General features: G+C 60.3%; 39 protein-coding genes. 33 read left to right on the forward strand and 6 right to left on the reverse strand.

Features of this window, described 5'->3' with window-relative positions; translation table 11 throughout:
• Positions 1 to 31 precede the first annotated feature (31 nt).
• From N0A20_RS15080 to N0A20_RS15155, 16 genes are all read left to right on the forward strand, one after another.
• Entirely contained in the window at positions 32 to 385 is a 354-nt protein-coding gene (locus tag N0A20_RS15080; protein WP_260581155.1) for a hypothetical protein, read from the forward strand.
• Positions 385 to 936: a hypothetical protein gene (locus tag N0A20_RS15085; protein ID WP_260581156.1), complete on the forward strand. Its 552-nt coding sequence runs from the start codon at positions 385 to 387 to the stop codon at positions 934 to 936. The genes N0A20_RS15080 and N0A20_RS15085 overlap by 1 nt, the downstream gene beginning before the upstream one ends.
• Positions 933 to 1,106, forward strand: a complete 174-nt coding sequence (locus N0A20_RS15090; RefSeq protein ID WP_260581157.1) for a hypothetical protein — start codon at positions 933 to 935, stop codon at positions 1,104 to 1,106. The genes N0A20_RS15085 and N0A20_RS15090 overlap by 4 nt, the downstream gene beginning before the upstream one ends.
• Positions 1,103 to 1,459, forward strand: a complete 357-nt coding sequence (locus N0A20_RS15095) for a hypothetical protein (protein ID WP_260581158.1) — start codon at positions 1,103 to 1,105, stop codon at positions 1,457 to 1,459. The genes N0A20_RS15090 and N0A20_RS15095 overlap by 4 nt, the downstream gene beginning before the upstream one ends.
• Positions 1,459 to 1,650, forward strand: a complete 192-nt coding sequence (locus tag N0A20_RS15100) for a hypothetical protein (protein ID WP_260581159.1) — start codon at positions 1,459 to 1,461, stop codon at positions 1,648 to 1,650. Before N0A20_RS15095 ends, N0A20_RS15100 begins: the two co-directional genes overlap by 1 nt.
• Positions 1,647 to 1,847 (forward strand): hypothetical protein, encoded by a 201-nt coding sequence (locus N0A20_RS15105; protein WP_260581160.1) that lies wholly within the window; start codon positions 1,647 to 1,649, stop codon positions 1,845 to 1,847. The genes N0A20_RS15100 and N0A20_RS15105 overlap by 4 nt, the downstream gene beginning before the upstream one ends.
• Complete coding sequence (locus tag N0A20_RS15110; RefSeq protein ID WP_260581161.1) at positions 1,840 to 2,706, forward strand: YdaU family protein; 867 nt, start codon at positions 1,840 to 1,842, stop codon at positions 2,704 to 2,706. The genes N0A20_RS15105 and N0A20_RS15110 overlap by 8 nt, the downstream gene beginning before the upstream one ends.
• A gap of 604 nt (positions 2,707 to 3,310) precedes the next feature.
• Complete coding sequence (locus N0A20_RS15115; protein ID WP_260581162.1) at positions 3,311 to 4,732, forward strand: AAA family ATPase; 1,422 nt, start codon at positions 3,311 to 3,313, stop codon at positions 4,730 to 4,732.
• Positions 4,729 to 4,956: a hypothetical protein gene (locus N0A20_RS15120; protein ID WP_260581163.1), complete on the forward strand. Its 228-nt coding sequence runs from the start codon at positions 4,729 to 4,731 to the stop codon at positions 4,954 to 4,956. The genes N0A20_RS15115 and N0A20_RS15120 overlap by 4 nt, the downstream gene beginning before the upstream one ends.
• Entirely contained in the window at positions 4,953 to 5,216 is a 264-nt protein-coding gene (locus N0A20_RS15125; RefSeq protein WP_260581164.1) for a hypothetical protein, read from the forward strand. The genes N0A20_RS15120 and N0A20_RS15125 overlap by 4 nt, the downstream gene beginning before the upstream one ends.
• A 2-nt stretch (positions 5,217 to 5,218) precedes the next feature.
• The gene (locus N0A20_RS15130) at positions 5,219 to 5,704 is read left to right on the forward strand and encodes an HAD domain-containing protein (protein WP_260581165.1); all 486 of its coding nucleotides are present in this window, start codon (positions 5,219 to 5,221) and stop codon (positions 5,702 to 5,704) included.
• Between the two features lie 272 nt (positions 5,705 to 5,976).
• Positions 5,977 to 6,498, forward strand: a complete 522-nt coding sequence (locus N0A20_RS15135; RefSeq protein ID WP_260581166.1) for a hypothetical protein — start codon at positions 5,977 to 5,979, stop codon at positions 6,496 to 6,498.
• 330 nt (positions 6,499 to 6,828) lie between these two features.
• Positions 6,829 to 7,023, forward strand: a complete 195-nt coding sequence (locus N0A20_RS15140; RefSeq protein ID WP_260581167.1) for a hypothetical protein — start codon at positions 6,829 to 6,831, stop codon at positions 7,021 to 7,023.
• Between the two features lie 10 nt (positions 7,024 to 7,033).
• Entirely contained in the window at positions 7,034 to 7,411 is a 378-nt protein-coding gene (locus N0A20_RS15145; protein ID WP_260581168.1) for a hypothetical protein, read from the forward strand.
• A complete protein-coding gene (locus tag N0A20_RS15150; RefSeq protein ID WP_260581169.1) occupies positions 7,408 to 7,701 on the forward strand; it encodes a hypothetical protein in 294 nt (97 codons plus the stop codon). Before N0A20_RS15145 ends, N0A20_RS15150 begins: the two co-directional genes overlap by 4 nt.
• A 177-nt stretch (positions 7,702 to 7,878) precedes the next feature.
• Positions 7,879 to 8,100 carry a helix-turn-helix transcriptional regulator gene (locus N0A20_RS15155; protein ID WP_260581170.1) on the forward strand — a complete coding sequence of 74 codons (222 nt, stop codon included), beginning with the start codon at positions 7,879 to 7,881 and terminating at the stop codon, positions 8,098 to 8,100.
• Positions 8,101 to 8,249: 149 nt separating this feature from the next.
• Here the strand turns inward: N0A20_RS15155 and N0A20_RS15160 are convergent, their stop codons facing one another.
• From N0A20_RS15160 to N0A20_RS15185, 6 genes are all read right to left on the reverse strand, one after another.
• Positions 8,250 to 8,837: an NYN domain-containing protein gene (locus N0A20_RS15160; RefSeq protein ID WP_409574689.1), complete on the reverse strand. Its 588-nt coding sequence runs from the start codon at positions 8,835 to 8,837 to the stop codon at positions 8,250 to 8,252.
• Positions 8,838 to 8,983: 146 nt separating this feature from the next.
• Entirely contained in the window at positions 8,984 to 9,865 is an 882-nt protein-coding gene (locus tag N0A20_RS15165; RefSeq protein WP_260581172.1) for an IS1 family transposase, read from the reverse strand.
• 109 nt (positions 9,866 to 9,974) lie between these two features.
• Entirely contained in the window at positions 9,975 to 10,547 is a 573-nt protein-coding gene (locus N0A20_RS15170) for a helix-turn-helix domain-containing protein (protein WP_260581173.1), read from the reverse strand.
• A gap of 6 nt (positions 10,548 to 10,553) precedes the next feature.
• On the reverse strand, positions 10,554 to 10,868 hold the full coding sequence (locus tag N0A20_RS15175) for a hypothetical protein (protein WP_260581174.1): 315 nt from the start codon (positions 10,866 to 10,868) through the stop codon (positions 10,554 to 10,556).
• 80 nt (positions 10,869 to 10,948) lie between these two features.
• Positions 10,949 to 11,116: a hypothetical protein gene (locus N0A20_RS15180; protein WP_260581175.1), complete on the reverse strand. Its 168-nt coding sequence runs from the start codon at positions 11,114 to 11,116 to the stop codon at positions 10,949 to 10,951.
• Positions 11,117 to 11,172: 56 nt separating this feature from the next.
• Positions 11,173 to 11,433 (reverse strand): hypothetical protein, encoded by a 261-nt coding sequence (locus N0A20_RS15185; protein WP_260581176.1) that lies wholly within the window; start codon positions 11,431 to 11,433, stop codon positions 11,173 to 11,175.
• Positions 11,434 to 11,775: 342 nt separating this feature from the next.
• Between N0A20_RS15185 and N0A20_RS15190 the strand changes: the two genes are divergently transcribed.
• From N0A20_RS15190 to N0A20_RS15265, 17 genes are all read left to right on the forward strand, one after another.
• Positions 11,776 to 12,126, forward strand: a complete 351-nt coding sequence (locus tag N0A20_RS15190; RefSeq protein ID WP_260581177.1) for an HNH endonuclease — start codon at positions 11,776 to 11,778, stop codon at positions 12,124 to 12,126.
• 190 nt (positions 12,127 to 12,316) lie between these two features.
• Positions 12,317 to 12,742 carry a hypothetical protein gene (locus tag N0A20_RS15195; RefSeq protein WP_260581178.1) on the forward strand — a complete coding sequence of 142 codons (426 nt, stop codon included), beginning with the start codon at positions 12,317 to 12,319 and terminating at the stop codon, positions 12,740 to 12,742.
• A gap of 125 nt (positions 12,743 to 12,867) precedes the next feature.
• Positions 12,868 to 14,448: a terminase large subunit gene (locus N0A20_RS15200; RefSeq protein ID WP_260581179.1), complete on the forward strand. Its 1,581-nt coding sequence runs from the start codon at positions 12,868 to 12,870 to the stop codon at positions 14,446 to 14,448.
• 10 nt (positions 14,449 to 14,458) lie between these two features.
• The gene (locus tag N0A20_RS15205) at positions 14,459 to 15,076 is read left to right on the forward strand and encodes an HK97 family phage prohead protease (protein ID WP_260581180.1); all 618 of its coding nucleotides are present in this window, start codon (positions 14,459 to 14,461) and stop codon (positions 15,074 to 15,076) included.
• Positions 15,077 to 15,130: 54 nt separating this feature from the next.
• Positions 15,131 to 16,576 (forward strand): phage major capsid protein, encoded by a 1,446-nt coding sequence (locus N0A20_RS15210; protein ID WP_260581181.1) that lies wholly within the window; start codon positions 15,131 to 15,133, stop codon positions 16,574 to 16,576.
• Between the two features lie 122 nt (positions 16,577 to 16,698).
• A complete protein-coding gene (locus N0A20_RS15215; RefSeq protein ID WP_260581182.1) occupies positions 16,699 to 16,956 on the forward strand; it encodes a hypothetical protein in 258 nt (85 codons plus the stop codon).
• A 416-nt stretch (positions 16,957 to 17,372) separates the two neighbouring features.
• On the forward strand, positions 17,373 to 17,732 hold the full coding sequence (locus N0A20_RS20780) for an HNH endonuclease (protein ID WP_409574795.1): 360 nt from the start codon (positions 17,373 to 17,375) through the stop codon (positions 17,730 to 17,732).
• Positions 17,733 to 17,783: 51 nt separating this feature from the next.
• On the forward strand, positions 17,784 to 18,017 hold the full coding sequence (locus N0A20_RS15220) for a hypothetical protein (protein ID WP_260581183.1): 234 nt from the start codon (positions 17,784 to 17,786) through the stop codon (positions 18,015 to 18,017).
• A gap of 1 nt (position 18,018) precedes the next feature.
• Entirely contained in the window at positions 18,019 to 18,402 is a 384-nt protein-coding gene (locus tag N0A20_RS15225; protein WP_260581184.1) for a hypothetical protein, read from the forward strand.
• A complete protein-coding gene (locus tag N0A20_RS15230) occupies positions 18,399 to 18,950 on the forward strand; it encodes a class I SAM-dependent methyltransferase (protein ID WP_260581185.1) in 552 nt (183 codons plus the stop codon). The genes N0A20_RS15225 and N0A20_RS15230 overlap by 4 nt, the downstream gene beginning before the upstream one ends.
• A complete protein-coding gene (locus N0A20_RS15235) occupies positions 18,944 to 19,792 on the forward strand; it encodes a phosphoribosyltransferase family protein (protein ID WP_260581186.1) in 849 nt (282 codons plus the stop codon). Before N0A20_RS15230 ends, N0A20_RS15235 begins: the two co-directional genes overlap by 7 nt.
• Positions 19,786 to 20,436, forward strand: a complete 651-nt coding sequence (locus N0A20_RS15240; protein WP_260581187.1) for a class I SAM-dependent methyltransferase — start codon at positions 19,786 to 19,788, stop codon at positions 20,434 to 20,436. The genes N0A20_RS15235 and N0A20_RS15240 overlap by 7 nt, the downstream gene beginning before the upstream one ends.
• On the forward strand, positions 20,433 to 21,170 hold the full coding sequence (locus tag N0A20_RS15245; RefSeq protein WP_260581188.1) for a glycosyltransferase family 2 protein: 738 nt from the start codon (positions 20,433 to 20,435) through the stop codon (positions 21,168 to 21,170). The genes N0A20_RS15240 and N0A20_RS15245 overlap by 4 nt, the downstream gene beginning before the upstream one ends.
• The gene (locus tag N0A20_RS15250) at positions 21,170 to 21,715 is read left to right on the forward strand and encodes an NUMOD4 domain-containing protein (RefSeq protein WP_260581189.1); all 546 of its coding nucleotides are present in this window, start codon (positions 21,170 to 21,172) and stop codon (positions 21,713 to 21,715) included. The genes N0A20_RS15245 and N0A20_RS15250 overlap by 1 nt, the downstream gene beginning before the upstream one ends.
• Positions 21,712 to 22,422, forward strand: coding sequence for a hypothetical protein (locus N0A20_RS15255; RefSeq protein WP_260581190.1), 711 nt, complete (start codon positions 21,712 to 21,714; stop codon positions 22,420 to 22,422). The genes N0A20_RS15250 and N0A20_RS15255 overlap by 4 nt, the downstream gene beginning before the upstream one ends.
• Positions 22,419 to 23,777: a phage portal protein gene (locus tag N0A20_RS15260; protein ID WP_260581191.1), complete on the forward strand. Its 1,359-nt coding sequence runs from the start codon at positions 22,419 to 22,421 to the stop codon at positions 23,775 to 23,777. Before N0A20_RS15255 ends, N0A20_RS15260 begins: the two co-directional genes overlap by 4 nt.
• Positions 23,770 to 24,957: a hypothetical protein gene (locus N0A20_RS15265; protein ID WP_260581192.1), complete on the forward strand. Its 1,188-nt coding sequence runs from the start codon at positions 23,770 to 23,772 to the stop codon at positions 24,955 to 24,957. Before N0A20_RS15260 ends, N0A20_RS15265 begins: the two co-directional genes overlap by 8 nt.
• Positions 24,958 to 24,967: the final 10 nt, after the last annotated feature.

Genomic DNA, 24,967 nt, shown 5'->3' on the forward strand with positions numbered 1-24,967 from the left:
ACCGGGGAGGTCGCGCAAAAGGACTTCGCCGGTGCCGTTCGAGCCTACCGGAACGACATCAAGCCTAGCCATTTCCAAGGTGGGTGAGTATAGTCAGGAGGTCTCGACGGCCTATAAGCACATCAAGAAGAACTGCCATATCCAGAGCGGCGCCGCGAAACTGGCGTTCAAGCTGGATGGCATGGAAGAAGCGAAGCGCGACGACTTCCTGCGCTCGTTCAATGGCCTCTGCAAAGAACTCAACATCGTGATGCCGCGCGACCTGATGGACGCGGCGGAGGGCAAGCCGGTCGAATCTATCGTGCCCGTCGGCGAACCGCGCAAGCCGCAATTGGTGCGCGTCGGGAAGCCTGACGATAGCGACCTCGCGGAGGCCGCTGAATAATGGCTATCCTTGGGCTGGATTTGTCCAAGTGGTCCACCGGCTGGGCGCTGTGGGAGCAAGGCTCTGACGGCGCCCGGTTCGGGACTTGGGTGCTGGGGTCTGAATATACCTCGCGCGGCGCGACCTATCGCAAGCTGCGCCAGCATGTCGCGGACCTGTCCCGGCTCGTGACGATCGAGCACCTGTTCTTTGAAGAGCCGCTGCGGCCCGAGATGCTGCAAGGCCATACCAACATTGAAAGCCTTCGCGTGCTGACCGGCCTAGCCGCCACCGCCGAATGCCTCGGCGAAGAGCTTGGCTGTCGCACCGTGATGCCGGTCAGCAACAAGACATGGCGCGCAATATTCATCGGTCGTCAAAAGCGCGGAACGAAGCGCGAGACGCTGAAAGACCTTGCGATGGAACGCTGCCGACAGCTCGGCATGAAGCCCCGCAACGATGACGAAGCCGATGCCATTGGCTTGCTGGACTATGGCTGTGAAGCGCTCGGGATCGTGCCGGTCTGGCGGAGCGAGGAAGTCCTGCGGCCTCCGCTGGGGGTGAGCGCATGAAACCCGCCGCCCTCAAATTCCAGCGCGACCTTGCTCGCCGCCACATCGCCCGCGCACGCGAGGCGGCCAAGTCGCACCCGATGTCAGACCAACGCATTGCCGCGGCGGTCGCTCCTAAGGTCGGCGCCAGCGTCGACCAGATACTCAAATGGATGAGGGAGTCCGCATGAGCCCGAACCAAGCCATCATCTACGCCACGATCAAGGGCCTCGCCGAACAGGGCGAGCCTTTGCCGCGGAACATCGAGATCGCCGAAATGGCGGGCGTCCCATTCAACACCACGACGTCTGCGATCGAGGCCCTGAAAGCCGCGCGCAAGATCAGGATCGAGAACCTGGGCAAGCATCGCCGGGTCGCAACGATCGTGGACACCGGCGAGCAGACGGCATGGCCTGAAGAAGTTGAGCGGCCTGAGCGTCCCAGCGACAGTTTCGCGGCCATTCTGCCCGAGCCTCGCTTCCCCTGCCCTTGGTGCGAGGTTCGGTCTGACATCGGATGTGTGCATCTTCGGAGGGCCGCCTGATGTCCTTCATCAACATCGAGGAACGCGACCTGCTTGTCCGTCGGCTCCGCGAGGTTCCCATCACCCAGGTTCGCCGGGAATGCGCCGAGCGCGGCAAGCCCCGATCCTACCTGACCCTCGCCCGGCTTGCGAAGGCCGACGACGACGCGCGCGAGGTCGGGGCCATCTCCATCGGGGATGCTTCGAAATGAGCGCGCGCCGCCTTGGAGACATCCTGCCCGGCATTCTCGCACGCGCCGCGACGATGCAGTCATTTCAGGAAATGCTCAACGAACTGCCGACGGAGACCGATCGGAAGGTCGCCATCTTAGACGCGCGCCGAGCGCACTTCATAACCGACGAGGACTGCTCGCTCCTCATTCAAGCATATGGGGTAGAACATGATTGAGCAGGGCCAGTTGCCGGACCCTCTGACGCCGCCCGACTGCGATTTGCGCGGGATGCCCTTTATGCAGGTCGACATCATTCGCCTGCTCGACAGCGACCTTTTTGCGCTGGCGAACGGCGATGAATTTCGGGCTGCCTTCACCCTGTGGTGCAAGTCCTGGCATCAGGTTCCGGCAGGCAGTTTGCCGGACGATGATCGCATTCTGGCGCACCTTTCCGGTGAGCGTGACAGGTGGCGTGACATGCGTGACATGTCACTAAAGGGGTGGATCAAGTGCTCCGATGGACGCCTCTACCACCCCGTCGTTTGCGAGAAAGCACTGGAGGCATTGCCCCAGCGGAAGGAGTTCAAACAGAAGAAATCGGCCGAGGCGTCACGCAAGGAACGCGAGCGCAAGGACCGCGCCGACCTGTTCGAAGCCCTAAAAGGCATTGGAATTACACCAGAATTTAACATCAAGACCAAGGAACTGCGCGAATTAGCGTCACGGCATAACGTCACGGTCGGTCACAGTGACCAAAGCGTGACAGGTCACAACCATGTCACGGCTATAGAGAGGGAGAGGGAGAGGGACTCTATTCCTTTTCCTAACGGAAAAGGCGCGACCGAAGAAAATTCGGGCGAACTTCCCCTGCCCGATCCCGACAAGGCGTTTTGGGACAGCGCGAAATCCTATCTCGGAAAATCGTCAGGCGGCCTGATCGGCAAATGGTGCCGTGACTACGGGCAGGAAGAAACCGCGAAGGCGATCACCGCCGCGCAGGTCAGCCGTGCCGTTGAGCCGAAAAGCTACATCGAAAAGACGCTGCGCCAGTCTCGGTCGAACGGCGGGGAAGGCGGGTTCAATGGCCTATGCTGATGCTTACTGAAAAAGAGAACGCAAAGTTTCACGCGAGATTCGTCCGCAATGGTTCGGACGAATGCTGGCCGTGGACATATCATGTCAACCATTACGGGCACGGTCGGATGTGGGCCTGCGGGAGACACATCCTTGCAACCCATATCGCTCTTCATCTCGATGGTAGGCCCCGCCCTGATGGCCTCTGCGCGCTGCATTCGTGCGACAATCCACGGTGCGTGAATCCTCGACACCTTCGCTGGGGAACTCAGCTTGAGAATATCAAGGACCGGGAGGATCGGGGACGCGGAGGAGCCGCAAAGGGCGAGCGAAACGGCAGCGCGAAGCTCACGCGGCAGATGGTTCGCCAAATTCGAAATGACCAGCGTTCAAGCGCGGTGGCGCCGACAGAATACGGAATATCGCGAGCGATGTTCTGCAAAATCCGACGAGGAGAGGCTTGGAAAGATGACGGAGGATTGGACCCCTCGTCGCGAGGGAAAGAGCACCTGTCCGAAGTGTTCTCACACGAGAAAAAATAAGCGTGACAGATGCTTATCAGTGTCTCGAACCGGGGACGGATGGGTTTGGAATTGTTTCAACTGCGGTTGGAAGGGATGCAAGAATGACACTTCACCAGCGGCACGTGGACTGGCTTACGGCTCGCGCCCTCGATCCGGTGCTTGCCGAGCAGTTCGGACTGACCACGGTCAGCGACAACGGGGCAAACTGGCTGGTAGTTCCCTACCGCGAGGGCGAGGAAACGATCAATCACAAGTGGCGTCTGACCAGCGAGAAGCGCCACAAGATGGACCCCGGCGCGCCGCTAGCGCTGTGGAACGCCGACTGCCTGAAAGACCCGAGACTGACGGGCGGCCAAGCCCCTTTGGTGATCACCGAAGGGGAATGGGACGCGCTGGCGGTGATCCAGTCGGGGATACCCTTCGCCGTGTCGGTTCCGAACGGCGCACCCGGCACCCCGACGCAGGACGTGGAGACGGCGAAACGGTATGAGTGGGTCGACAGGCACGCTCAGGCCTTGGCCGGGGTCAAGGAGTTCGTCATCGCGACCGATGCGGACAATGCGGGCCATAATCTCGCCGCCGATCTGGTTGCCCTGCTCGGCGTCGATCGCTGCCGCTTCATCGACTATCCCTTCCCCTGCAAGGATCTGAACGAAGTCCTGGTCGAATATGGGCCGGAGCGGGTCGTCGAGTGCATCACGACGTCGAAGCCTTACCCGGTCAAGGGCCTCTACACCCTCGACGACTTTCCCGAGCGCGGCGAGGTTCGATCGTTCACAGTCGGCGTTACGCCAATCGCCGAGCTAATCCGCATCGTGCCAGGCACCCTCACGGTCGTTACCGGATATGCGAACATGGGCAAGTCGAGCCTGCTCAACAACGTCATCGCCCACACGCTGAGCGAGCATTTTCCCGTCTGTGTCGCGAGCTTCGAAACCGACGTGAAGCCGATCCTCCGCGACGGTCTGCGTCAGGCGCTGATGCGGTGCGGCAAGCATGAGCTTTCGAGCCGCGACACTTCTGCGGCGGATGCGCTCCTGCGCGATCGGCTCACCGTCATTTCGCAGACGGTCGACGAAGACATGGAAATGGACCTCGAAGAGTTCCTGCGCCTCGCCTCGATCGCGGTCCGCCGCCACGGCGCGAAGATGGTCGTGCTCGACCCATGGAACGAGCTGGAGCACAAGAAGCGGCACCACGAAAGCGAGACCGAATACATCGGCCGCGCCATCCGCTCTATCAAACACTTCATCCGAACCCACGACGTGGCTTTCTGGATCGTCGCGCACCCTGCCAAGCCCATGCCGGGCGTGAAGTCCATCCCCGGCCTCTACGAGATCAGCGGCTCAGCGCATTGGGCGAACAAGGCCGATTACGGCGTCACCTATCACCGCAAGAGCTTCGACCAGAATGAGGCCGAGATCGTCGTGACGAAGGTCAGGATGGGCCTGCCAGGTCGGCGCGGCAGCGCGAAAGTCACCTATGATTTTCGGACAAGCGAGTTCGTGGAGATCATCGCATGACCCGCCCCAACGGCTACCCGACATCCACCTCGATCGGAAAATTCGCCGACCAGATGCGCGACCCCGACCCTGCCAACGGACGGAAAGCCGCGCGGGAAATGCGCGAGCGGTCGGGCGGCAAATGGGTGTTCTTCAACACCGAAAATCTGACCTGGCCGGAAGAGGCTCGGGTGAACCAGTTGGCGGATGAAATTTACGGACCTTTGAAGGAGCCCAGCCAATGACCGACCCGATCGAAATCATGGCGCTCGCCATTCTGAACTGCGACCGCAAGGCTGGCGGATGGCCCCCGGTCGAAAGCCGCGCGAACATCCCGGAATGTCATGGATATGGCCGAAATGCGAAAGCGGTCCTCTCCGCCCTCACCGAAGCCGGTTACGCGATCGTCCCGAAAGACAGGCTCGACGATGCGAACATCATGCTCGCTATCCATGGCCTCGAGACGGTGCCGATCGTGATCAACGCAGGGAGGGTGAAGGCGTGAGCGTGGCCCCCATCATCGCATTCCTCGACTTCGACGGCGTTATCTCGTCACCGCGCGCGTTCATCGTGAACGAAGGCATGGACCACGATCATCGGTGGATGGACCCGGTCTCTCTCAAACTGATCGGCAAGCTTCAGCGCGATTACGGCTTCCAGTTGGTCATCTCATCGACATGGCGCGGCATCGGGCGCCCGCGCCTTGAAGCGATACTCGCGCCCTACGGTTTAGATTCCGCCCTGCATGACGACTACCGGACGGGCGAGGATGAGGACCGTAACCGTTCGGTCGAAATCAACGACTGGCTGAACCGGCATGGCTGGCCGGAATACATCATCCTCGATGATGACGGGTTCGAGTGGAGCGATGAGCAACGCTCGCGCTGGGTCCAGTCATGTTCGTTCAACGGATTCCTGCTCGCGAACTACGAGCAGGCGGACAAGCTGCTCAAGACAATCCGCCAGCACAACGCCCCGGAGACCCCCGCATAATGGACCACGACCCCGACATCCCAAGCCCCGGCGAGCGGAAGTATCGCGCTGTCCCCGGCTATTTCAACCAGATGGCGGTCTGTTCGATATGCGACCGTGATGCCACCGAGACACGCATGTCATTCTACTGCATCGACTGCATCGAGGATCAGCCATTTCGATGTGACGAATGTAGAAACAGTGAAAGCCGCCCCGGCTGCAATCGGGACGGCTTTCGAAAATGTCTTAGCTGACCGGCCTTGACCCTCAACCCTTTACGACAGGTGCATCACATGGGCAAGGCAACCAATCCCGCGAAGGCGCGGCAACAGGCGATAGAGGATTCCGACGACGGCGTTGAGCGGCTTTACGATGGGGTGCGGCAGAACCATCGCGCCAGCCCTCTCACCCGCTGGAAGCTGTCGGGCGACCTCACCGAAGGCCATCTCTGCGCCATCGCATGGTGCATGAAGCGATGGGCTTTACTGGGTCACGAGGCCAGCATGACGGCCAGCTATGACGAGCGGACGAGTCGGGGAACCAGCGACGGGGAAAGCGGCGGCATGATCCTGGCCCGCATGGAGGCGCGGGACGATATGCGGCGGGTCTGCGGCGGGATCGGCGTATCGGGCGAGTATGAGCCGGGCTATATCCCTGCGGCCTATTGGCGCGTGTTCGAGAACTGCATTCGGTTCGATGAGCCTGCCGGGGTGATCGGGTCGAACCTTGGGCGGTCGGCGCCTTCAGCAAGGGCGCTGACCGTGGTGCAATTCGTTGCGGACATCATCGTCATGAAGGAAGGTTTGACCTACTGATCCGGTCGCGGGTTGGCTGGGGTTGTGATAGGAGGATTGGGATGGAAATGACGCCAATGGAAACATGCGCGCGGGCTTTGTGCGAACAGTGCGGATGCGACCCGGATAAGATCATCTGCGGCAATCCTCTTTGGCTCCTGTATATTGAGAAGATTGTTAATTTCATGAGGCTTGTTGAAACCTGTAGCGCGTCTAGCATAGACGAGAGGCTCTTTCGGTATTCGAGGCCATGACCGAGTTCGACAAAGCACGGCGCGATTTCATCGACGCGGTTGCGGAGGCGCTGCGGATTCCGGCGATGCTGGGTTGGCTCGCGGCGAAGCTGGACAGGTGGCTGAAATGACCGATCGACCCGCCATTGACGACAAGCCCATCGAAACTCTGCGCATCATGTATGAGCTGTGGAAGCGCGATGCGAAGCCGGATGATCCGGCCCCGTCACCTGAGATTATCGCGCGCCGCGAGGCGTGGAACATGACCCCGCCCTGCCAGGTATGCGGAAGCTATCGGCATTTCGAATGTTGAGGACGACCCAATGACCGAACCTCGCGACATGCGCCTCGAAGATGCCCTCGCCGGTAAGCACGGCCCAGAGGTGCAGGCCAAAGCCGAGGATGCCGTGAAGGCGGCCGTCGATCAGCTCGCCCGCATGGTCGGTCGCGCGGTAGGCGGCGCCTTCAAAGGCAAGGCGACGGGTGCGCGGAAGTTTGCGAGCGGCGGCTTCGTCAAAAGCGACGGGCTATTTATGGTCGGTAATGGCGACCGCGAGCACATAGTGCGACGCCCCGGCCTTGAGCAGCTGGCGAACAGCCTTGAATGGCGGGAAGTGCCGATGCCGGGTCCGACCCGCATCGTCGAATTGACTTGCTCGCCCTCGCGCGGCCCGACTGTCATCAAAGGCGTGATCGGATGACCCCGCTCGAACGCGCCGCGCGTGCGCTATGCCTTGCCGATGGCCTAGATCCTGACCGCAAGTTCAAGTCATCCGATTGGAGCGAAGGCACGGCCCCGCATGAGTTCGCTTGGCACGAATATCTGCCCAAGGCCCGCGCCGTCCTCACCGCGATCCGCGAGCCGAGTGAGGGGATGCGGGAGGCTGGCGCCGGGCAACTTTTCGGAGCAGCATCTGATGATTGGGGCGAAGATGCCAAGAAAGTATGGGTTGCCATGATCGAAGCGGCACTGACAGAGAATGGGGCGTGATCTCGATGGTTCGCCACTTTATTTTTCCGTTACCTAAACGAGCGATTTTTCATTTTCGTTTCAAAGGCTTGCCGATAGACCCACTGATCCCAAGGCGTTGATAATTGGCGATTTTCTTGCCATAAAATGAAGCATGGAAGTGAATGGATTATTCCGTTGCTGGCAAGGAGAAGCGAGATGAACCAAGCATCGCACGGTAACCGTCCCGAACGACTATTGCGTTTGAGCGCAGTTGAGGATCGAGTTGGGCTTAAAAAGAGCAAGCTCTACGAACTGATTGCCAAAGATAAATTCCCGCGCCCGATCAAATTTACTAGCGTCAACGTCTGGCCCGAGAGCCGCATCGAAGCATGGATCGCGGAGATCGTCGCCGCTAGTGCTGTTGACCAGCGGGGCTGAGTTCGTCCGACCCCGGCAGGACGTTAAGGCGCGGCCCTATCTGCGATGCATAGCGGAGACAGGCCAAGTCGCCGGGGAATTTGCCATCGGTTCGCGGGCGTTCCCAACCGATGGCAACGAGCGCATTGGGTAGTGTCTCAGTTTGAATTTTACGCCGGTTCTTCCAAATACAGCGATGGCATGAAGGCGACGGCCTTCCCGACACTGTTATAGACCGTTCGCGGAAGAGGGCACGTTAATAGCTGGCCTAGGGTGAGTTCCTTGCGATCCGGGATCAAATTGCCAAGGTCGCGGGCCTCACCAGCGCGACCGGGAGGGAATATGAGCGATAGCGGCACGCCAAGGCCGTTTATCATCTTCGCGGTGGGAACTTGATCGCTATCTGCGGTCACAAGGATCAGCCGTTCAGCATTGCCCGCTATCGCATCCCGCACCATCTCAATTCCGATGGCGACGTCGGTCTGCTTTTCTTCGCGAAAAGGGCAAGTGCGATCATGCTTATAGCATATGCGATTTGATCGCTTGAAATTGCCCTCGATTGGCGTGACGCCGACAGCTCGGAGAGCGGCTAGAAAATTCTTATGCCTCCGCTGCTTAGCTTGGTCGTAGGGCCAAATAGCAGTGAAGAAATTTACTTTCTCAAGAACTTCGCCCGGTCTAATATGCTGTTCGCACAACTTCCATATATTCAGCCACTTTAAAGCCGGTTGCTCCAGCTTTTCAATAGCGTGATACAAGTTGAACCCGTCTATGTAGACTATGACTCTGTTCATGTGGGCCTTGACATATCAGCAAGTTTTAGGTAAGAAAAGTGCATTCACCCGGTTGGCACCGGCCTTCCGGAAAGGGGGGCTAAGCCGTAAGGTTGGCCCCCCTACTCATTTCAGCTTTTGCGCTTTTTATAGGGTCCACGCTTTGCGGGAGGCGCCGCCATCGCGTCGATCTTCGCCACAATATCATCCAGCGACCAAAGGCGGTCGGTAATGCCAGCGGCCATCGCCGGGGTAACGCGAAGCGTCTTATGGATGCGGCAGAAGTTGTAGAACGCGAAATACAGCGCCAGCGCGTGAATGTGATTGTCGAGCTTCTTTGAGAAGGCGTTAGTCAGTCGCGTGAAGCGGCGGTTTTGCATCCGGATCGAAAGGTTCATGCGCTCGATGTGCGACGTGCTGACGTGGGCAATGTCGGGATTGCCTTCCACGCGCCGCTTCTTGATGCCGGTGCATTCTGCGGGGCTGTAGCGGACTTCGCTGCCCTTACCGCCTTCGCTGCCATAGAGCTTCACAAGCTGCGCATAATCGACGTCAGCGCCGAACGCGCCTTCGACCGCTTCAAGATATGCCTTGTGGCCGTCAGTCGTGAGCTGGACACGATTGGAGAGGCGGTCGCGAAGGTCGTCCATCAGGATCATCGCGCTTTCCGCGCCACGGTCGCCGACGAAATAGGACACCATCAGTTTTGTGTCGCTGTCGATAGCGGTCCACGTCCAGACGTCACCGGCGCCGGACGGCGCGGCCTTCGCGTCCGCGACATTCTTCTGCTTCGCGTAGCAGAACGACCAAATCTCGTCGCACTGGATGCGGGAAGCCTTCACATTGCGAACATGCTCATCGTGAAGGGCGAGGCACGCTTCGCCAGCCTCGATAAGCAGCTTCGACACCGTGTTGATCGACACATCAGCAATGCGGCTGATCGACCGCATCGACGAGCCTTCGCAGAGCATTGCGAGGATTTGGGTGCGCTTGGCGAGGGGCAGCTTGTTCATGCTCATTTTAATATGAACTTTTATGCTTAGTGTAAAGCAAAAAGTGCACACGAAAAGGCCCGCACACTCTTTGCGAGGCGCGGGCCAATGTCAGTCCGGCGATATGGGCTTAAATGGCGTCCATCAGCCTATATTCCGGTTCGTCATCGTCATTATCCGCGCGAGGCTTAGCAATGCCCCGCGAGAATCGCAGCACAATTTCATCGTCCACGTCATGGGCGCAAATTGGCTGGTCATCGAAAATCTTGTCCAAAAGATTTTCGATCTTCTTCTTAGCTTTGCTGCTCTCAATTTTGTGATGCTTGATCGCAGTCTTGAAAAACAAGAGACGCAGAAGCTTATCCCCGCCGCCAGACAGGGCAAGCTTGCCTGCTTCGCACTTCGACAAATGTTCGGGCGTTACATCAATTCCCTTAGCAACCTCCTTTTGCATCAGCCCGACAGCTTTACGCAGAAACTTAATATCTGCGCCAAAAAGCTTCCGCGGATGCATAATCCGAGAAAGGACAACCATCCGCAGCAACCCATCAGGGTCCGGGATGGTGTAGCTCAAAACTTCACCCGTCGCCTTGTCAGAAACGACCTTCACGCATTTATTCAGTATAACTTTAAACGGCGCTCCAAGGTCAGTTGCCTCAAACTGATCGACAACATGGGCGATACTTCCATGCGTGTTGATCATAATACTTCACCTCTTCTCCTTCACCACCAGAATTTCTAGCAGTTCAACGTCACATTCACAGGAAATGACCGCCACGGTCAGTTCGAGTTCGATCCCCTCGACCGTTTCGCCCCGAACGTCCCAAAGGCCGCGCCTGTCCAGCATATCGCTCCGCACCACGCGGCCGTTCATAAGAATGAAGGTCACGTCCGGAATCGTCACGCCCAAGGCGCGCATATCTGCCGCCCCCTTACGCGAGACGGTCAGGCTGTAGATGCCGGTGCCAAAGACACCGTTGATAAACTCGGTTTCAAACGCGTATTCGCTTTCGGCGGCAGCCATAGTTGGTCCTTCCTGGGAGACTGTCCCGCCCCGCTAGGCCAAACTTGTCAAAATGTCAAGTGCCTTGGCAAAATGACAAGTTACTTGCCCCATCGCTTTTCAGCGGCCTTGCGCGCAATCTCTGCTCGCCGCTCTGGCGTCATATTCGCCGCACGCGCCTTGCCGCCCTTACTTCCGAGCGCAGCGGCGGCGCTTTTCACGTCGTCGCGCTCGTCCTCAATCTCGCCGGTCGCGATCTTGCCGATCATCACGGCGAGGCCAATGGCGTCGGCGGGCCGCTTTTCTCCACGGGGTCCTTTAGGCATTACAGATCTATCTCTATTTTGGTCGCCAACTTGGCGATCGTCGCATCGAATGACTCTTGTATATCCACCAGCTCTATCTTGCTGGCGTCCGCGGCTCGGATGGCGTCTGCCGCTTCGCGGACAGATTTGGCACCCGAGACGCGGAAGATTGCGATACTGTCGAACTCGCCATCGTATGTCTGATGCCGGCCTTGGTTGAGCCGAGCTTGTGCTGCGGTCAGCGACTCAAAGATTTTGATATCGACCTTGCCATCGACCATAATGCGGACGCCATACATGCGCTGTCCTCCGTGCTTTCCGCTAAGCATATAGGCCCTTCGCGGCCGGATTGCCACCGGAGCGGGATTCAAAATTCAAACTGAGACACTACCGCGCATTGACATTGCTCGCGAGCTAAGTCATTTAATGCGCCCATTGGAATAGTTGCGCCTGCAACTGAACGGGTCGGCCAAGCGCCGGCCTTTTTTGTGGGCGATGCGCGGCGGCCAGAATGCTCACAAGCCCGCGTCAGCGGGTGCGCCCGGTAACAAGCCCGTCGGAAACGACTGCGGGAGTAGAGCCCCGCCCGCGCAATCACAGACATCGACGGAGGCGCAAGGGCAATGGGCAGACTGAAGGCCCTGAGGCCCACGCTGACCGCCCTGCCCTCTACACTGGCCTTCGCCCCGAAGGACGAACAGGAGCGCGACCTCTTCCGAGGCAAGCAGCATTGGCGCAAGTGGTATAGCACGGCACGGTGGAAGAAACTGCGGTGGGCCGTCCTCGTGCGGGACCGCTTCACCTGCCAGCGGTGCGGGAGGCTTGAGGGCAATACCGCCCTGCTCGTGGTGAACCATAAGCGGCCTCATCGAGGCGACGAACGGCTCTTCTGGAATGAAGACGGCCTAGAGACGGCGTGCAAGCCTTGTCATGACGGATTGGTGCAGAGGGAAGAGCGCGCGAGCGGGCTTTGATCTGCAATCCGAGTGCGACACCATGCGAAAAACGGCAGAAATCCGCCATTTTCGACCATCGCCTGTCTCCAATTGAAACAAAAGGGCGGGGGGACGTAATTTAATAACAATAATGCGCCCCTCCCACACCGGTCCGGCTTCCACAAAGAGATTTTTTCTTCGATCCGGAATTTCCGGGAGGCATTCGCAAATGGCAAAGAAACCTCAGGCGCCGAGATCGGGCGGTCGCCCCGAATATCGGCCGACCATTGAGGCGCGCCAGACAGTCGAGCAGATGCGGTTCGTCGGAGAATCGGAGGACGTGATTGCGCGCGCGCTCGGCATTTCGACGCCGACCCTTCGCAAGCATTTCAAGGAAGAATTGGCGGACGGCCATGCTCAGCGCCGTAAGGAGGTGATCGGCCTGCTGTTCGCCGCGGCGCGCGACAAGAACGTCTCCGCCATGAAGAAACTGGAAGAGATGGGTCGGGTCGCTGGGGCGGCCGAAGCGATTAAGCGCCGGGAAGCGCCAGCGCCAAAGCTTGGCAAAAAGGAACAGAAACGCGAGGCCGCCGAACAGGTGGGCGGCCGGTTCGCCACACCGTCTGGCCCCAAGCTGGTCGTCAACAACAAATGACGAAATGGTCCACCGCTTGCTTGGACTGGGAAAGTAGAATTGTAGAGGGGCGGTCGCTCGTCCCGTTCGAACCACTGTTTCCAGATGAGGCGGAAGCGGCACTGGAAGTTTTCAAATCGCTCCGCATGGTGGGCGTCAGTGGTAACCCGACGTTCGGCGAGGCCTGCGCGCCGTTCGTGTTCGATTTCGTCAGGGCCATCTTCGGTGCCTATGACGCCGAGAACGGTAAGCGGCTGATAAGCGAGTTTTTCCTTCTCATTTCCAAGAAGAATGGGAAGTCCACGATCGCCGCCGCGATCATGCTGACGGCCCTCATTCGCAACTGGCGCGAGATTGCCGAACTCATCATCCTGGCGCCGACCCAAAAGGTCGCGGGGAACAGCTTCAAACCCGCCGCCGCGATGGTGCGAGCCGACCCGGAACTGAGCGCCTTGCTCGATGTCGTGGATCACCAGCGGACGATCCGGCACCAGTTGACGAAAGCCGAACTAAAGGTCGTCGCCGCTGATACGAATACTGCGGCTGGTTCACAGGCCGGGTTCGTGCTGGTCGACGAACTCTGGTTGTTCGGCAAGCGCGCGAATGCGGACGACGTTCTCGAAGAGGCGACCGGTGGTCTGGCGTCGCGTCCCGAGGGATTTGTCGTATACCTGACGACGCACAGCAATGAACCTCCTGCCGGGGTGTTCAAGGAAAAGCTCGAATATTTCCGAGACGTGCGGGACGGCAAGATCAGCGATCCGCATAGTTTCGGAATGCTCTATGAGTGGCCCGAGGCGATGCTTGAGGCCGAAGCCTATCTGAAGCCGGAAAACTTCTATGTGACGAACCCGAACATCGGGCGGTCGGTTACGAAAGAGTTTATCCAAAGGAAGCTCGGCAAGGCGGCGAACGAGGAAGGCGCCGATATCGACGAAGAGACGGGCGAGGTTGAAACGAAACAAATCGTCCTCGCCAAATATCTGAACGTCGAAATCGGGCTCAACCTTCGCCGCGACCGATGGGCTGGCGCTCGATATTGGGAAAAGTCAGCCGATCCCACGCTGAAAACGATCAAGGATCTGATCGACCGCTGCGAGGTCATCGTCGTCGGCATCGACGGCGGCGGTCTCGACGATTTGCTCGGGCTGACCGCGATCGGCCGGGAGAAGGAAACGTCCCGCTGGCTGTCATGGTCGCACGCATGGGCGCACACCGACGTGCTCATTCGGCGGAAGGACATCGCGACGAAGTTGCGCGGGTTCGAGAAAGACGGCGACCTGACGATATGCCGCGACCCGACGCAGGACATCGTTGAGGTTGCCGAGATAGTTGAGCGGGTGAACGACGCGGGTCTGCTGCCCGAGACTGCCGGTGTCGGGGTGGACGCGGCCGGAATAGCGGCGATCGTCGAAGAACTGGGCAAGCTTGAACTCGGCGAGCAGTGCATCGTCGCGGTGCAGCAAGGCTACAAGCTCAACGGCGCTATTGCCGGGTCCGAGCGGAAACTGAAGGACGGCACGCTCGTCCACGCCGACCAGCCCTTGATGGACTGGTGCGTCAGCAACGCGAAAGTTGAGATGCGCGGAAGCGCGATGCTGATCACGAAACAGGCGGCCGGGCGGGCCAAGATCGACCCGCTCTCGGCGAAATTCAATGCGGTCATGCTGATGGCCCGCAACCCCGAGGCGCGAACTGCGCCGACCTACCAGCTTATCGTAATCTAGGAGAAATCCCTTGCAAAACAGGGCCTATTCCATCCTCTCGATCAAGTCGATCGACGAGGACCAGCGCATTATTGAAGGCATCGCCAGCACTCCCGCGCCGGATCGCATGGGAGATATCGTCAATCCGCTCGGCGCGAAGTTCACCCTCCCCTTGCCGTTCCTGTGGCAGCACAATCACAGCGAGCCGATTGGCCACGTCATCGAGGCGAAGGCCACAAAGGAAGGCATCTGGTTCCGCGCCAAGATTGCGAAGACCGATGAGCCGGGCAAACTCAAGGAATTGCTCGACTTCGCGTGGCAGTGCATCAAGCTCAAGCTGGTCGCTGCGGTGTCGATCGGCTTCAAGCCCGAAAAATATGCCTTCCTCAGCGAAGGCGGCGTCGAGTTCGACGAATGGGAATGGTTCGAGCTTAGTGCGGTGACGATTCCCGCGCAGAGCGAAGCCACCATCGACGCCGTGAAATCCATGGACGCGAAGTTTCGCAAAGCTGCAGGCGTCCCCGACCCCGAAATTCCGCAACCCGAAGCGCCCGCTCACCAGAGCAAATCCGTGCGCGTCGTGAAGCTGAACCAGCCAGTCGAAGGATCGACGGCGCCCTTCGTCGTGCGCGAGATCAAGCGCACCTGACCAATCGGACTTCCACGCCGTGAGGCGTCGAGTCCCTCAGATGGATTTTTCATCATGAACATTGCGGAACAGATTCGCGCCTTCGAAGAGAAGCGCGCGGCCCTCATTGCGGCCAACACCACCATCATGGAAAAGGCGGCCGAAGAAGGCTCGACGCTCGACGCCGAGCAGAAGGAAAGCTTCGACGGCAACGAAGCCGACATCGCCGAGATCGACGATCACCTGAAGCGCCTGCGCGCGATGGAAAAGGCAAACAAGTCCGCTGCGGTTCCCGCTGAAGGCCAGAGTGCCGAAGACGCCGCCACCTCGCGCGCCGACCACCGGATCGAGGTCAAGGCTCAGCCCAAGCTCGAAAAGGGCATCGCGTTCGCCCGCCTCGTCAAAAGCTTCGGCATCGCCAAGGGTTCGCTCGGCGGCGCGGTCAGTTTTGCGGCTGCCCGCTATGGCGATCAGTCGGAAACCGTGGCCGTGCTCAAGGGCATGGAAACCCGCGGCTTCGACAAGATCGAGAAGGCGGAAGTTCCCGCCGGCGCCAACATCTCGGGCAACTGGGCTGAGGCGCTGGTCGGAACGGAATCGTCCGCGTTCGCCGATTTCGTCGAGTTCCTGCGCCCCATGACGATCATTGGCCGGTTCGGCTCGGGCGGCATCCCGTCGCTGCGCCGGGTCCCGTTCCGCGTCCCGCTGATCACGCAGACCCTCCCCGGCGAAGGCCACTGGGTCGGTGAAGGCAAGCCGAAGCCGCTGACGAGTTTCGGCTTCAGCCGCACGACGCTCGATCCGCTGAAGGTCGCGAACATCGCGGTCCTGACAATGGAGATGGTGCGCGACAGCTCGCCGTCGGCCGAAGCGATCGTGCGCGACCAACTCGCGGAAGCACTGGCGCAGCGCCTCGACATCGACTTCATCAACCCCGCGAAGGACGTGGCTCCCGGTGTCTCGCCGGCCTCGATCACGTTCGGCGCGGACTCGATTGCTGCGGAAGGCAGCGGCGATGCGGACGATATCCGAGTCGACGTGCGGTCGTTGATGCAGAAGTTCGTCGATGCGAACAACCCGCTGTCGGCGGGTGTCTGGATCATGCCCGCTGGCCTGGCCCTGTCGCTGTCGATGATGGTCAATCCGCTCGGTCAGCCCGAGTTCCCCGGCCTGACCGCGAACGGCGGCACGTTCTTCGGTCTGCCGGTGATCACGTCGGAATATGCCGGCGCGAACTATCTGTCGGGCAGCATCGTCGTGCTGGTCAATGCATCCGACATCTACTTCGCGGATGAAGGCGGCGTTTCGGTCGATATGAGCCGCGAGGCGTCGCTCGAAATGCTGGACAGTTCGCTGCTGCAGAATGCCGTGGCCGACGTCAACGCGACGTCGCTCGTCAGCCTGTGGCAGACCAACAGCGTCGGCTTCCTCGCCGAGCGCACGGTAAATTGGGCACGTCGCCGTGCGACCGGCGTCACCTATCTGACCGGCGCCGCATGGGGTGGCCCGACCAACACCTGATGATGCGGGCGGCGGGCTTCGGCTCGCCGCCCCTTTTTTCGTGGAGCGAGAGTATGGCGCACAAGGATATGGTCGCTATCGGAGACTTTCGATACGGCACCCGCCGGCTGAGCGAGGGCGATATGATCCGCAAGGTCGAGGGCCCGCGCGCGCGCCTGCTCGAAGCCCTCGGGATGGCGAAGGTCGGCAAGCGACGTGCACGGCGCCCGCAGCTCGATCATGACGACAACGGCGTTGAAGGCGGCTCGCTCAAGCAAACCGGCGACGACCTTCCCGCCCTCCGCGCCGCCTATGAAGCGAAATTCGGCAAGCGCGTTTTCAACGGCTGGTCGGCAGAAGAAATACGCCGACGACTTGCAGAAGCGACGCCAAAGTCCTAAGATTTCTGCGGCTCGACGGGTGCTGGAAACACCGCGCCGAGCCTGACCACAAACCGACTTTCGAGGAGTCGATCATGGCTATCAATGATTCTATATGCGCCGTCGGCGACTGCATCAACCCGGCCTATTGCAAGGGTTATTGTCATAAGCATTATACCCGTCTGCATCGGCACGGGAGCACATCCAAGCGATCACGCAAACTTGGGCGCATTTGCTCCATCGAGGGCTGCGACAGAGCCCATTGCGCTCATGGCTACTGCACGATGCACTACGAACGGATGCGCCGCCACGGGTCACCAGACAGAGGCGGAACATTTCATGGCGAGCCCCTTGCCTTCCTGACCGAGAAGGTCCTGTCACACACAGGACCAGACTGTCTGCCGTGGCCTTACAATCGGCACGATGCTGGCTACGGAATGTTATGGGTCGATGGAAAGCCGACCCGAGTATCCCGCATAGTTTGCGAGCGGAAAAATGGACCCGAGCCATTTCCGGGCGCTCAAGCGGCCCATTTTTGCGGCAACGCGACGTGCGTAAATCCATCGCATCTGCGCTGGGCTACGAAGTCAGAGAATGAATTAGATAAAGTGAAGCACGGCACACATCATCGAGGCGAGCGTCACCATAATCGTTCGCTGACCGAAGAAGATGTCCGCCGCATTCGAAAACTCTGCCAGACGATGCTCCACCGTGAAGTGGCTAGTATGTTCGGCATTCATCGAATGACAGTTGGTAAAATCGCGCGACGAAAGAGGTGGGCATGGTTGGAAGATTAATGAGCGGCTGGCCTGCCGATGTCCTCAAAGCGAAGTTGGCCGGAGCCTGACATGGCCGACCTCACCTATGCCGTCGTTGGCGGTCCTCCCGATGATTGGCACGGCCTCAGCGTGTTCGACGCGGACGGCAACGAGATCAAGGATGTCGTCGAAGTCAACGCGGCCGAAGGCTGGCTGATCCGCCATCGCCGCAATGCTGAGGGCAACGTCTTTGTCGAAGGCGATGAAGTGGCCAAGGAGCGCATCACCGGCACGTTCACGATCAAGCGACCGAGTGAGGTCTGACATGGCCCGCGCCGTCGGCATTCTCCGCCTCGATCACCGGGGCTTGGACCAATGCCTTGCGACCTTTGCCAGCGTCTCGGAATCCGCCGCACACGCCCACGCTGAACTGATCGAACTCGACTTTGCCGACGGCGCCATCTGCTTTGAGGGGATGCCGCTGGTCAGCATGGGCGAGCCTCGCATCGAGGACTGGACGGTCATCTGCGAGGTCAAGCCGACCGCCGCGATGATCCTGTTCGCTGCGTGGTTTATGAATGCCCTGCCCGCGCGTGCGACGGTGACTTGGAAGGACGGTTGGCCGCTTTTCTACTGCCCGCCGAATGATGACCGGGATGGCGAGGATGATCCGACGCCGCTGGTTCCTGACGAATTGGTGCTGGCGTGAGGTGTCTCGAAATCGGCCCCGGCGCTGAGCGTTTGCCGGGCTTCGAGACGTTCAACATCGCATCGGGGCCGTTCACCGATCACGTCGGCGATGCGCGCCGTCTGCCTTTCAAGGATGGCACTTTCGCCGAAGTCTATTCCTCGCACTGCATCGAACATATCGAATGGTTCGACGTTGAGGCGACGATTGCCGAATGGGCGCGGGTAATCGCACCGGGTGGCTGGCTTGAGGTTCACACGGTTGATTCCACCTCGCTCATGCGTGCGATGCTCGAATGGGAGGAAACGGGCGAGACCAGCCGGACGGCAGGGGCGTGGAAGCGCGAGCTGCACAAGGATCACCCCTTCGTCGCCGCGGCGGGGCGCATCCTTTGCTACGCCAAGCGCAGCGACAAGGGCGCCAACATGCACCGGGCGATCCTGACGCCGCGGTATCTGCGCGAATGCTTCGAACGGGCCGGGCTGGTCGACCTTGAAACGGTCGCGGAGCCGAAGGGCGCGAAGAAGCACAAGGGCATCAATATGGGTCTGCGGGGGAGGAAATGCTGAGCATCCGCACCCTGTCCGATATGGCGCGGATCATCACCGCGAACCTGCATCGGATTGACCGCACGGCATATGACTGCATCGTCGGCGTGCCTCGCTCGGGCATGATCCCGGCGAGCATCATCGCGACGCAACTGCAAATGCCGCTCGCTGACGTTGAGGGATATGGGCGGGGCATCGTTCACGGCCGCTCTGGGCGCCCGGTGGCGGCTGGCAAGCGCATCCTGCTGGTCGATGATAGCTGCAACAAGGGCGGCGCGTTCAAGCGCGCTGTGGGGCTGCTGCCGAAGGGAACGAAGGCAACCCGCCTCGCGATCTTCGGCCCCTACCAGGTCGAGCCGGAATCGGTCTGCGATATGTGGTTCGAGGTCGTCCACGGCCCGCGGATATTCGCGTGGAACTGGACGAAGCATATCCGCCTGCCGCGTTGGGGTTTCGACATGGACGGGGTTCTATGCCGCGACAACACGAAGGCCGAGAATGACGATGGGCCGCGCTACGCCGACTTTCTGGCGAACGCCGAACCGCTGTTCATCCCGCAGCGTGCGATCGGGCACATCATCACCGGACGCGCAGAGAAATATCGGCCGCAAACCGAGGCATGGCTAGCGCGGCACGGGATACAGTTTGAGAGCCTGACCATGACCCCTTGGGCGACCAAGGGCGAGCGCATGGAAGCGATGCGCGCAGCGGGCGGGCGCGGCGCGTGGAAGGCTGGGCACGCGGAAAGGCTGGGGGTCGAGATGTTTATCGAAAGTTGCCCGAAACAGGCGGGCATCATCGCGCGCGAGGCTGGCATCCCGGTCTTTTGCACGCTGTCGCAGGACGCTATTTTCCCATGCTGACCGTCGCGCAGGAGAACGCGCTGCTGCTTGACGAGGCGCTGAAACGCTCGATCGGGGCCACGCGCGATCGTGACCTGGCCGCGCTCTATGAATGGATCCGCCAGAATTATGACACGGCCGCCTATGCGAAGGTGCAGGCCGACTATCGGGGCCAGATCGATCCCAAGTTCGTGGCCGTCTGCGAGCGCGTGCGCAAACTGCTCCCCGTTGCCCGCTGGCTCGGCTGGCACAAGGCGAAGAGCCTGCGCACGCTCGATCTGGGCTCGGGCGCCGGGCATATGGGTCTCATCGCCAATTATTACGGGCACAGCGCCGAAGGGCTGGACTGTTATGCGCTCTATGACGGCCTGCGCGCATTCTGGCGTCAACCGGCGATCGATCACCGGATCGAGGCGGGGCAACCCCTGCCAGTCGGGCGCTATCATTCGATCACGTCCATCCTGACCAACTATGGCCGCGACTGGTCGATCGGCGCGTGGGATGAATTTATCGGCCGCATCCTTGCTGACCATCTCGAACCCGGTGGCGAATTCGTGATCAGCTTCCCCGGCGATCCGAACCTGCCGGCGCGGCTGCACCTTCGCAAACGGGCCTCGCGAATCGAGGGCCGACATATGTTTTTCAGGCGGGAGAATGCGCGGTGACGATCATCTCGCTGGTGATGCCCTATTATCGCAACCCAGGGCAACTTTCCCTGCAATACGCCGAGATGACGCGCTGGACGAAGATGGCCAAGGCGCAGATCGAGGTCATCATCGTCGACGATGGCTCGCCCGAACCCGCGATCGACGTTGAGCGGCCCGAGGGGCTGCCGGCGCTCCGCATCTATCGGGTGCTGGAGGATCGGCCTTGGTTCCAAAATGGCGCGCGAAACATCGCGGCGCATGAGGCCAAGGGCACTTGGTTAATCTCGACCGACATTGACCATGTGCTGACGGCTGAGAACGCGGACGCGCTGCTGAAGCGAATGCACCGGCTCGATCCTGAGACGGCCTATATGCTGCACCGCGTGGAAGCGGACACCGGCCTGCCGACGCTCAACTCCAATGGCCAGCGCAAGCCGCACCCCAACAGCTTCGTGATGACCCGCGACATGTATTGGCGGCTGGGCGGCTATGACGAGTGGTTCACCGGAATTTACGGGACGGACAGCATGTGGCGCGCCCGCCTCTATGCCGTCGCCAAGCAGGGGTTCCTGAAGCACGTCGCACTGACGCGCTATTGGCGCGACCTTGTTCCGGACGCATCGACCACGACGCTGCCGCGGAAGGAGGGGCGCGTTCCCGGCGAGAAAGAGGCAATCGCTTTGGCGAAAAAGGCGGCGGGCAAGGAGGATGAAATCCTGTCCCTGTCGGCTGAATACGAAAGGGCGCTGTGATGGAGCGTTGGCTGCCGGTCGTTGGCTATGAGGGCCATTATGAGGTGTCGGACCTTGGGCGAGTGCGGAGCATCGCCCGCGTAATAACACGAACGATGCGAGATGGTTCGGTTCAGCATCAGCGCCAGCCTGAAAAGATCATGAGGCAGTCAACGCATGGCGACCAATGGTATGCCCGCGTCACGCTTTGCGTCGATTACCAAAGAAAGACGATTTCGGTTCACACTCTGGTCTTGGAGGCGTTCGTCGGCCCGGCGCCGGATGGGATGGAGTGCAGGCACCTAGATGGGAACTTGTTAAACGCCCGGCTTGAGAATCTGGAGTGGGGGACGCATCTCGAGAACGAAAACGATAAAGATGTCCACGGGACGCGAGTGTTCGGATCGCGCATCGGGACATCCGTTCTCAATGAACGCTCGATAAAATATATTCGCGCCCAGTATGCTCGCGGCAAAAAGCAGCGGCATTTGGCTTCGATGTTCAGCGTGAGCCCTGCAACAATTAACCGTGTCGTGCATCGGCAATGCTGGAAGCGTGTCGCGTGATTTCGATCATCTTCTGGCTGTGGAAACAGGAAAAGACCCGCACCCTCTACACGGCAAACCATGTGAACATCGCTGCCGCGATGGTGCGCCGCAACCTCTCGATGCCGCACCGCATCGCCTGCGTCACAGACATGCCGGAGGGGATCGACCGGAGTGTCGAGATCATCACCCCGCCGGGTGATTTTCTGGACATCGCCAACCCGCGTTGGACCAACGGGCGCCCGCAGTGCTACCGGCGCTTGTCGATGTTCCGCAGGGATGCGGCTGGGATATTTGGCGAGCGGTTCGTAAGCATGGATTTAGATGCGGTCATCGGTGGCCCGCTCGATCCGCTGTTCGACCGGGATGATGACCTTGTGCTGTTCAAGGGTACGGTGCGCGGACGTCCATACAACGGATCGATGCTCCTGATGACGGCGGGCTGTCGGCCGCAGGTTTACGAGGATTTCAATCAGGAAGCCGCGCTGGAATCGGGTCGCCTGTTTTGCGGGTCCGATCAAGCTTGGTTGATGCATAAGCTCGGGCCGGATGAGAAAGTCTGGGACGAGCGCGACGGGGTTTACTGGTTCGGTGGGGCTTACAATCGCCGTCGAATGGTTCCGCCGCGCGTCCTGTTCTTCCCCGGCTCGCTCAAGCCTTGGGACGCCGCGAAGGTCGATCGCTTTACGCGCGATCACTACCGCATGGATATGATGGAGGCCGCATGAAAATCCTCGGCTTCGACATCACGCGCACGAAGGCCGCACTGTCCCCGCCGGACAATCGCGGCTGGTATCGCATCCTCGAATCTTTCGGAGGGGCGTGGCAGCGGAACGTGGAGGTCAACCACGAATCGGTGCTGGCCAATTCGGCGGTTTTCGCGTGCATGACGTTGATCGCATCCGACATTGCCAAGCTGCGCGTGAAACTCGTCCAGCAGACGAAGGACGGCATCTGGGAAGAAACGTCCCGCCCGGCATATTCGCCGGTGCTGCGGAAGCCGAACCATTTCCAGACGCGCATCCAGTTTTTCGAAAGCTGGGTGCTGTCGAAATTGAGCCGGGGAAACACTTACGTCCTGAAAAAGCGGGATAACCGGCGCGTCGTCGTCGGCTTGTATGTCCTCGATCCGAACCGCACGAAGCCGATGATCGCGCCGAACGGCGACATCTATTACCAACTCTCGACCGACAACATCGCGGGCATCGAAGAGAGCCAGGTGATGGTTCCGGCGTCGGAGATCATCCACGACAGGTTCAATTGCATGTTCCACCCGCTCGTGGGTCTTTCGCCGATCTTCGCCAGTGGCCTCGCCGCGACGCAGGGTCTCAAAATTCAGGAAAACAGCACCAATTTCTTCGCGAATGCGTCGAAGCCGGGTGGCCTGTTGATCGCGCCGGGACGGATTGACCCCGACAACGCGGCTCGCCTGAAGGAAACTTGGGAGACCAATTACACCGGCAAGAACGCTGGCCGAATTGCGGTCTTGGGCGATGGCATGTCCTTCACGCCGCTGACCGTCGACCCGATCGATTCCCAGATGATCGAGCAGCTCAAGTGGACTGCCGAGGTCATTTGCTCGACATTTCACGTCCCTTCATTTCTGGTCGGCGTCGGGCAAGAGCCAGCGGCGGGCGGCGTTCAGGACCGGACGCTTCGCTATTATACGCAGGCATTGCAGGTCCACATCGAGGCCATCGAAATCCTGTTGGACGAAGGGCTTGGGACCGGCGAAAAGCTTGGGACCGAATTCGATCTGGACACCCTGCTTCGCATGGACGGCGCGAGCCAGATGGAGATGCTGAAAAACTCGGCGGGCATTCTGTCGCCGAACGAGCAGCGCGCCAAACTGGACAAGCCGAAGGTCGAGGGCGGCGAAAGCCCCATGGTCCAACAGCAGAACTATAGCCTCTCGGCTCTGGCCAAGCGCGATGCGAAGGACGACCCGTTCGCCAAGGATGCTGCACCCGCAGCCCCGACGCCCGCCAACGAAAACGAGCCGACCGATGCAGAGCGTGCCGCCGCGCGCGCGGGCCAACGAGCGCTACTGCGCGAAAAGACCATGGAGCGTTTGAATGCTTGACCTCGACGACATCGCCGACGTCGTTTCGAGCGCCGTCAAGGCCGCGACTGCACCGTTGATCGCGCGCAATGCCGAATTGGAAGCCGGTAATGCCGCACTCGAAAAGCGCCTTGCGGCCCTAGAAGCCCGCGAACTGCCGAGCGTCGCCGGACTGGCCAGCGTTGATACCGTGCGCGAACTGCCGAACCTTGAGGGCTATGTGACCGACGAAAGCGTTAAGACCCTCGTCACCGACGCCGTTTCAGCCGCCATTGCCGAAATCCCGGCCCCACTGGATGGAAAGAGCGTCGAACCGGAACAAGTGCAGGCGATGGTCGATAAGGCCGTGGCGGCGCTCCCCGAACCCAAGCGAGGCGAAAAGGGACTTGGCATCAAAGACCTCCTGATCGACCGCGAGGGCCAGTTGGTCGCCACGTTCGAGGACGGCAGCACGAAGGCGCTGGGCCGGGTCGTCGGCAAGGACGCGGAACCGCTGCCAGTCGATCCCGAGCAGCTTGCCGGTGTCGTGCGCGCGGAGGTCGAGAAGGCCGTCGCTGCCCTGCCCGCTCCCGAGCCTATCATGGTCGAACCCCGCGAAGTCGATATGGATGCCTTGCGCGAGATCGTCGACGAGCTGGCGCAACAGTCGGTGAGCGAGCAGCTTCCCGATGCGATCAAGGGAATCCCGGTTCCCGAAGCGCCTGCCCCCATTGAGCCGGACATGGAGGCGATCGGCAAGATGATCGCGGATGGCGTAGCGAAAGCGGTCGGCGAATTGCCCGAGCCGAAGAAGGGTGACGATGGCGTTGGCGTCGCTGGCGCATTGATCGACAAGGAAGGCCATCTGGTCCTGACGACGAGCGACGGGCGGACGCATGACCTTGGGCTTGTCGTGGGCAAGGACGGAAAACCCGGCGAGACCTTCACCCTCGACGATTTCGACATCGAACAGACCGATGAGCGGACGCTGGAATTCAAATTCCTCAACGGCAACATGATGCACAGTTTCGAGCTGGAATTCCCCGTCCCGATCTTCCGCGAGGCCTATAAGGAAGGCCGGGAATATCGAAAGGGCGACATGGTTGTCTGGGGCGGCAGTCTCTGGGCAGCCACGAAGGACACAGGCGCGAAGCCCGACACGCCCGACAGCGGCTGGATGATCGCTGCGCGCCGCGGTCGTGATGCGAAGCCACCGAAATGAGCGTTTCCCT

This window comes from Sphingopyxis sp. PET50, from assembly GCF_025244705.1.
In the GTDB taxonomy this organism is placed as follows: domain Bacteria; phylum Pseudomonadota; class Alphaproteobacteria; order Sphingomonadales; family Sphingomonadaceae; genus Sphingopyxis.